Source organism: Rhodobacter sp. P2_H5 (assembly GCF_056403335.1).
Genome location: NZ_JBFUFS010000114.1, coordinates 1 through 733, shown reverse-complemented (window position 1 = coordinate 733; position 733 = coordinate 1). Strand labels below are relative to the sequence as shown.

1 protein-coding gene is annotated in these 733 nt (G+C 56.4%); it reads right to left on the bottom strand.

All coding sequences use genetic code 11. The annotated features are described in order from the left end of the window. The coding region (locus tag AC1DVR_RS23815; RefSeq protein ID WP_478003097.1) for a DUF3732 domain-containing protein at window positions 1-716 on the bottom strand (716 nt) is incomplete at its 3' end. Between the last annotated feature and the right edge of the window lie 17 nt (window positions 717-733).

The following is a 733-nucleotide window of genomic DNA, read 5'->3' as shown; positions in this document are numbered from 1 at the left end:
TCCGGAACCAGCGCGGGCGGTTTGGTCCAAGGTTCTTCGACAAGCGCGCTCTGAAACCAATGYTCGCGGAGATTCGCGTGCTCGGTGACGATCAGTTGAAAGCCAGGGACATCTTCCTGCGTAAACTTCAGCAGCAACTCAAACAGGCGACGCACCGCATTAAGATCCGCGTCAGCCTCAGTCCTTTGCACCGAGCCATCGGCATCCTTGTAGACTTGCTCGGACGGAAAGTAGACTTGGGTCGGCTGATCGATCAAGAGGAACCGTGGGATCGGGCGGCTATTCTGCGCCGCGAACTGGTGAATGGCGAGCAATGCCGACAAATGATAGGCCAGATGGTTCTCGCCGCCACCGGTGCGACTCATGGGGACCGGACGTTCGGGGCGATCGAAGATAATCGTCAACTGCGGCAGGTTTAGCCGTGCAGGGAAGTCTCGAAACTCTGCTTCGAATTTCTGAATGTAACGTGTTACCTGAGCAGAGATGTTGTTGAGGATCGAGGCCAAGCGTTCGTTGCTGTCGTCAGTGCCAATCTGCTCCTCAAGCTGTTTGACTTTGTTGTTGAGACGGCGGTTCTCCGCCTCCAGTTTGGCTAGATCCTCGTCCGGCAGGAGCCTTTCAAGGAACAGGCTGATACGGCCCACAACACGCGCAGCGGCATTATTGCGTGTGCCCATCTGGGCGATGACCTCATTGGCTGAGATCGCTGCGGACAACTCCGACTCCTTCTGTT